The organism is Mycobacterium sp. E2462 (assembly GCF_001672685.1).
GTDB lineage: Bacteria > Actinomycetota > Actinomycetes > Mycobacteriales > Mycobacteriaceae > Mycobacterium.
Genome location: NZ_LZKC01000094.1, coordinates 1 through 6,982, shown reverse-complemented (window position 1 = coordinate 6,982; position 6,982 = coordinate 1). Strand labels below are relative to the sequence as shown.

General features: G+C 70.2%; 4 protein-coding genes. 3 read left to right on the top strand and 1 reads right to left on the bottom strand.

Going from position 1 to position 6,982, the window contains the following annotated elements; genetic code table 11:
- Window positions 1-9: 9 nt before the first annotated feature.
- From ngg to A5714_RS04695, 3 genes are all read left to right on the top strand, one after another.
- Complete coding sequence (gene ngg, locus A5714_RS04705; protein WP_068075600.1) at window positions 10-1,800, top strand: N-acetylglutaminylglutamine synthetase; 1,791 nt, start codon at window positions 10-12, stop codon at window positions 1,798-1,800.
- 77 nt (window positions 1,801-1,877) lie between these two features.
- Window positions 1,878-3,359 (top strand): MFS transporter, encoded by a 1,482-nt coding sequence (locus A5714_RS04700; RefSeq protein WP_068283222.1) that lies wholly within the window; start codon window positions 1,878-1,880, stop codon window positions 3,357-3,359.
- Window positions 3,360-3,492: 133 nt separating this feature from the next.
- Window positions 3,493-5,670 (top strand): glutamine synthetase III, encoded by a 2,178-nt coding sequence (locus tag A5714_RS04695; RefSeq protein WP_068075603.1) that lies wholly within the window; start codon window positions 3,493-3,495, stop codon window positions 5,668-5,670.
- A 6-nt stretch (window positions 5,671-5,676) separates the two neighbouring features.
- Here A5714_RS04695 and A5714_RS04690 read toward each other — a convergent pair.
- Window positions 5,677-6,982, bottom strand: a 1,306-nt coding sequence (locus tag A5714_RS04690; protein ID WP_068283220.1) for a serine/threonine-protein kinase, incomplete at its 5' end; no start/stop codon positions are given.

The window sequence follows — 6,982 nt, the reverse complement described above, 5'->3', positions numbered from 1 at the left end:
CCCGGCCGCATGACCGTCCTCGACCCCTCCGAGGACCACCCCGAGGCGATCACCCTCGGCCTGCACGACGCGACGCCACCACACTTGCTGGAGGCAATGGCCAAGAACGTCGAGCTCGAAATGGGTTGGGGCCGTTTGATTTTCGGTCAGACCTTCACAGACTCCCAACACCTGGTGGAGGCGTTGCGGCGGGAAGGCCCGGGGCGGCGCGACATCTGCATCTACGCCCGCGAATCCCACGTCGTGGTCGCCGAGGCGCCGACGGAGCTGTTCATCGACCCGAGCCACACCTACCGGCTGCGGTTCGCCGACCTGTCCACGGACCTGACGCGCTCGCCGGTGGGTATGACGGTGCGCACCCTGACCGACCCGGTGGACGCCGACGCCATGAACCGGGTGTACGTGCGGTGCGGCATGGTCCCGGCCGGGGTCGACGTGATCTGGGACAACCACCTCAACGTGCCCGCCGTCACCTACCTGCTGGCGGTGCGCGACGAGGACGGCGCCGTGGTGGGGACCGTGACCGGCGTCGACCACGAGGAACTGTTCTCCGACCCCGAACACGGGTCCAGCCTGTGGACGCTGGCCGTCGACCCGGGCGCCGGGCTGCCCGGGGTCGGGGCCGCCCTGACCCGCGCGCTGGCGGAGCGGTTCCGCAGCGCCGGGCGCGCCTATATGGACCTGTCCGTGGGGCACGACAACGCCGCGGCCATCGCGCTGTACGAGAAGCTGGGGTTCCGGCGCGTCCCGGTGCTGGCGATCAAGCGCAAGAACGCGATCAACGAGCCGCTGTTCAGCCCGCCGCCCGAGACCATCGACGACCTCAATCCGTACGCCCGCATCATCGCCGACGAGGCGCTGCGCCGCGGCATCTGGGTCGAGGTCCTCGACGCCGAGACCGGCGAGATGCGCCTCACCCACGGCGGGCGCAGCGTGCTGACCCGCGAATCGCTGTCCGAATACACGTCGGCGGTCGCGATGTGCCGCTGCGACGACAAACGGCTCACCCGCCGGCTGGTGTCCGAGGCCGGCATCACCGTGCCCCGCGCGCGCCTGGCCACCTTCGACGACGAGGACTTCGCGTTCCTCCAGGAGGTCGGTGACGTCGTCGTCAAACCCACCCGCGGCGAGCAGGGTAAGGGCATCACGGTCGGCGTCGCCGCCGACCAGGGACCCGAGCCGCTTGCGGCCGCGGTGGCGCGCGCCCGCGAGCACGGCCGCGACGTGCTGATCGAACAGCGCATCACCGGCGACGACCTGCGTTTGGTGGTGATCGACGGCCGGGTGGTCGCCGCCGCGCTGCGGATGCCGCCGGAGGTCATCGGGACGGGCGAGCACACCGTGCGGGACCTGATCGCGGCCGAGAGCCGCCGGCGCTCCGCGGCCACCGGGGGCGAGTCCCGCATCCCGCTCGACGATCTCACCGAGGCCACCGTCGCCGAAGCCGGCTGGCAGCTGGACGACGTGCTGCCCCAGGGCACCCGGATCCGGGTGCGCCGCGCCGCCAACCTCCATCAGGGCGGCACGATCCACGACGTCACCGCCCTGGTGAACCCCGAATTGTGCCGGGTCGCGGTGGTCGCCGCCGAGGCGATCGGGGTGCCGGTGACCGGCATCGACCTGCTGGTGCCCGACGTCACGGGGACCGAATACGCCTTCATCGAGGCCAACGAGCGCCCGGGCCTGGCCAACCACGAGCCGCAGCCCACGGCCGCGGCGTTCATCGACTTCCTGTTTCCCAATCACCCCGGCCAGCCGACGGCCTGGACTCCGGAGGAGTCACGCGCCGATCGGGGCTGAGGCCGCGCCCGTCGGGGGCCGTGCTTGCCGACGCGCGACGGCGGGTAAATACCTGTGCACCCAGAATGGAGCCAGTCATGAGCGCGAGCGCGCAGATGAAGACCATCACCACTCACGTGCCCGCGCGGCTGGACCGGCTGCCGTGGTCGCGCTTCCACTGGCGCGTCGTGATCGGCCTGGGCGGCGTGTGGGTGCTCGACGGCCTCGAGGTCACCATGGTGGGCAACGTGTCGGCCCGGCTCATGGAGAAGGGCAGCGGCATCACGCTCAACGCCGCGCAGATCGGTATGGCCGCGGCGATCTACATCGCGGGCGCCTGCACCGGCGCGCTGTTCTTCGGCCACCTGACGGATCGGTTCGGCCGGCGCAACCTGTTCATCCTCACGCTCGCAATCTATTTGGGCTCCACCGTCGCAACGGCGTTCGCCTTCGCCCCCTGGTACTTCTTCCTGGCGCGGTTCTTCACCGGCTCGGGCATCGGGGGTGAGTACGCCGCCATCAACTCCGCGATCGACGAGTTGATCCCGGCCCGCGTGCGCGGCCGCGTCGACCTGGTGATCAACGGCACGTACTGGGTCGGATCGGCCGCCGGCGCGGGCGGCGCGCTGATCCTGCTGAACACCTCGGCGTTTCCGGCGAACGTAGGGTGGCGGCTCGCCTTCGGGATCGGCGCCATCCTCGGGGTGTTCGTGCTGTTGGTGCGGCGCAACGTCCCGGAGAGCCCACGCTGGTTGTTCATCCACGGCCGCGAGAAAGAGGCCGAGGACATTGTCGGCGACATCGAGGAGGTGGTCCGCCAGGAGACCGGCGAGCCGCTGCCCGAACCGGAGGGCAAGGAGCTCAAGATCCGCCAGCGGGAGGCCATCGCGTTCTCCGAGATCGCCAAGGTGGCCTTCAAGCTCTACCCGCGCCGCGCGGTCCTCGGGCTGGCGCTGTTCGTCGGGCAGGCGTTCCTCTACAACGGCGTCACGTTCAACCTGGGCACGCTGCTCAGCGAGTTCTACGCCGTGCCGTCCGGCATGGTGCCCGTGTTCTTCGTGCTATGGGCGCTCAGCAACTTCGCCGGCCCGCTGGTGCTCGGGTACCTGTTCGACACCGTCGGCCGCAAACCGATGATCACCCTGACCTACCTCGGCTCGGCGGTCGCGGTGGTCGTCCTGGCGCTGGTCTTCCTCACCGGGGCCGGCGGCGTGTGGGGATTCATGGGCGTGCTGATCGCGGCGTTCTTCCTGGCCTCCGCCGGCGCCAGCGCGGCCTACCTCACGGTGAGCGAGATCTTCCCGATGGAGACGCGGGCGCTGGCGATCGCCTTCTTCTACGCGGTCGGCACGGCGATCGGCGGCATCAGCGGCCCGCTGCTGTTCGGCCAGCTGATCAACTCCGGGCAGCGCGGCGAGGTGGTGTGGTCGTTCCTCATCGGCGCGGTCGTCATGGCCGCCGCCGGACTGGTCGAGCTGTGGCTCGGCGTCGCGGCCGAGGGGCGCTCGCTGGAGGAGTTGGCGCTGCCGTTGACCGTCGCGGACGCCGAGGACGACGGCCCGGCGGGCCCCGCGTCGTAGCCGACCGGGCATTGCAACCGCCGCGATCCTAACGTTGACGCCGGCGTAACAGAATTGGCATCGAACGTTCCTACTGTGAGTCGGTCCACCTACGGGCAAGGCGGAGTCGTGGACCCCAGCGATAGGAACTCAAGTGAGCGGAAACGCGGTTCGTCTGCAGGCGATCAACAACGTCGAGGCGTACATCCCCCCAGCAATCAGTTTCGTGGCCGGCGAAGCGCCCGGCGAGGTGTTCGGCGCGAACGTCTTCACCAAGGCCGAGATGCAGGCCCGGCTGCCCAAGGCCATCTTCAAGTCCATCACCGCGACCATCGACAAGGGCGCCAAGCTGGACCCCGCCGTCGCCGACGCGGTCGCGGTGGCCATGAAGGACTGGGCGTTGGAGCGGGGCGCGACCCACTACGCGCACGTGTTCTACCCGATGACGGGCCTGACCGCGGAGAAGCATGACAGCTTCCTCGAACCCGTCTCCGACGGCCAGACCCTCGCGGAGTTCGCGGGCAAGACGCTGATCCAGGGGGAGCCGGACGCGTCGAGCTTCCCGTCGGGCGGGCTGCGCAGCACTTTCGAGGCCCGCGGCTACACCGGGTGGGACGTCACCAGCCCCGCCTACATCCTGGAGAACCCGAACGGCAACACCCTGTGCATTCCGACGGTGTTCGTCTCCATGACCGGCGAGGCGCTGGACTATAAGACACCGCTGCTGCGCAGCCAGCAGGCCATGGGCGTGCACGCCGAGCGCATCCTGCGCCTGTTCGGCCACACCGAGCTCAACAAGGTCGTGTCGTTCTGCGGACCCGAGCAGGAGTACTTCCTGGTCGACCGGCACTTCTTCCTGGCCCGCCCGGACCTGGTCAACGCCGGGCGCACGCTGTTCGGCGCCAAGCCGCCCAAGGGCCAGGAGTTCGACGACCACTACTTCGGTGCGGTGCCCGAGCGGGTGCTGGGCTTCATGATGGACAGCGAGCGTGAGCTGTTCAAGCTCGGCATCCCCGCCAAGACCCGGCACAACGAGGTGGCCCCCGGCCAGTTCGAGGTGGCGCCGATGTTCGAACGCGCCAACATCGCCTCCGACCACCAGCAGCTGCTGATGACCGTGTTCAAGACGATCGCCAAGAAGCACGGCATGGAGTGCCTGTTCCACGAGAAGCCGTTCGCCGGGGTCAACGGGTCGGGCAAGCACGTCAACTTCTCGGTGGGCAACGCCGAGCTGGGGTCGCTGCTGGTGCCCGGCGACACCCCGCACGAGAACGCGCAGTTCCTGGTGTTCTGCGCCGCGGTGATCCGCGCGGTGCACAAATTCGCTGGGCTGCTTCGCGTTTCGGTGGCCTCGGCGACCAACGACCACCGTCTGGGCGCCAACGAGGCGCCGCCCGCCATCATCTCGATCTTCCTCGGCGAGCAGCTCGCCGACGTCTTCGAGCAGATCGCCAAGGGCGCGGCCACGTCGTCAAAGGGCAAGGGCACCATGATCATCGGTGTCGACACGCTGCCCCCGCTGCCGACCGATCCGGGCGACCGCAACCGCACCAGCCCGTTCGCGTTCACCGGCAACCGCTTCGAGTTCCGGGCGCCGGGGTCGGGTCAGACTGTCGCGGTCCCGATGATCGTGCTCAACACGATCATGGCGGACTCGTTCGACTACCTGGCCACGGTGCTGGAGGAGGCCGTCAGCGGCGGCGAGGACTTCGATGAGGCGGTGCAGAAACTGCTGACCGAGGTCATCACCGATCACGGCGCGGTGGTGTTCAACGGCGACGGCTACTCGGAGAACTGGCAGATCGAGGCCGCCGAGCGCGGGCTGCCGAACCTCAAGACCACCCTGGACGCCATCCCCGAACTGATCAAGCCCGCGGCCGTCGAGGTGTTCGAGAAGTACGGGGTCTTCACCGAGCGCGAGCTGCACAGCCGCTACGAGGTCCGCCTGGAGCAGTACGCGTTGACGGTGGGTGTCGAGGCGAAGCTGGCCCTGGAGATCGGCACGACGGTGGTGCTGCCGGCCGCGCTGCGCTACCAGACCGAGCTGGCGCAGAACGTCGCGGCCCTCAAGGCGGCCGGCGTGGAAGCCAGCACGGTTGCGCTGGAAGCGGTTTCGGCGCCCATCGCCGACCTCACCGCGGCGCTGACGACGCTCAAGGCGGCGCTGGCCGACCACTCGGCCGAGTCGGCGCTCGACGAGGCGACGCACGCCCAAAAGGCGCTGCTGCCCGCGATGGACGCGGTGCGCACCGCCGCCGACACGCTGGAAGGCGTTGTCGCCGACGACCTTTGGCCGCTGCCGACCTACCAGGAGATGCTCTACATCCTGTGACGGCGCTCAGCCGTAGGCGTCCCACCAGGTGTGCAGGTCCGTCACGGTCGCCGGGTCGCCGGAGACGTCGTTGAGCATCAGCTTCTCGTCGTTGGTCCACACGACGTTGGGGTGGTCGTTGTAGTGGCCGCAGGCGATCAGCCCGGCCGGGTCGTTGGGGGTCTGGTCGTAGTGCCAGCTCACGGGGGAGCGGCCCTCGCCCGGGCAGTCGACCAGGCTGACGTTGGCGATGTCGTCGGTGAACGCCCGCTGTAACCGGTCGGGCGTCGCGAACAGCCCGTAGGTGGCGTGGCTGGGCCCGCCGGGCTGCGAGTTCGGCCCGCAGGTCACCATGGCCACCGCGTGCACCCAGATGCTGCCCGACTCGGGGGTCGCCGGCGTGCAGGTGCCGGCGAGGTAGCCCGGTGGCAGCAGGCTGAGCAGTCGGGCCTGGTCCGCGTTGGGGGCGGCGGCGGTCACCGGCGGCGGGGTCTTGGCGGCGCTCGCCCGGGTCGGGTGGTGCTCGGGGCCGCCCGCGGTGAGCCAGAACGCGGCCGCGACAGCGGCGATCGCGACCGCGCCGGCCGCGGCCGCCACCAGCAGCGACCGGCGTCGACGCGGCGCCGCGGCCGCGGCCGGCGGATCGGCCCCGGGCGGGTCGGCGCGTTCCAGGATCGTGTCGGCGCGCTCCCGTTCGGGGGCGCTGAGCGCCCGGCGGGCGGCGTCGGCCAGCGCCCCCGCGCTGGGGTAGCGCTCGGCGGGGTCCTTGGCCATGCCTGCGGCGATCACCGCGTCGAACGCGGGGCTCACCCCCGTGCCCCCCGCGCTGGGCCGGGGCACCGGCTGCATCATGTGCGCGCCGACCAGCACACCGGCGCTGTCCGCGCCGAACGGCGGTGTGCCCGTGAGGGATTCGTACAGCACGCAGGCCAGCGCGTACACGTCGGCGGCCGGGGTCACCTCGTCGCTGGAAAACCGTTCGGGCGCCATGTATTTCAAGGTGCCCACGGCGGTCCCCAATTGGGTGAGCTTCTCGTCCGTCGTCGCGCTGGCGATGCCGAAGTCCACCAGGTAGGCGAAGTCGTCGCCGGTGACCAGGATGTTCTGCGGTTTGACGTCGCGGTGCGTCACCCCGGCGGCGTGGGCCGCGTCCAGCGCCGCGGCGACCTGATGAATCAGGGCCACCGCCCGCGGAGTCGGCAGCGGGCCGTCGCGCTCGAGCAGCGTGTCCAGGTCGACGCCCTCGATCAGCCGCATCTCCAGATAGAGCTGCCCGTCGATCTCGCCGTAGTCGTGGATCGGCACCACGTGCGGCTCGCGCAGCCTGCCGGTG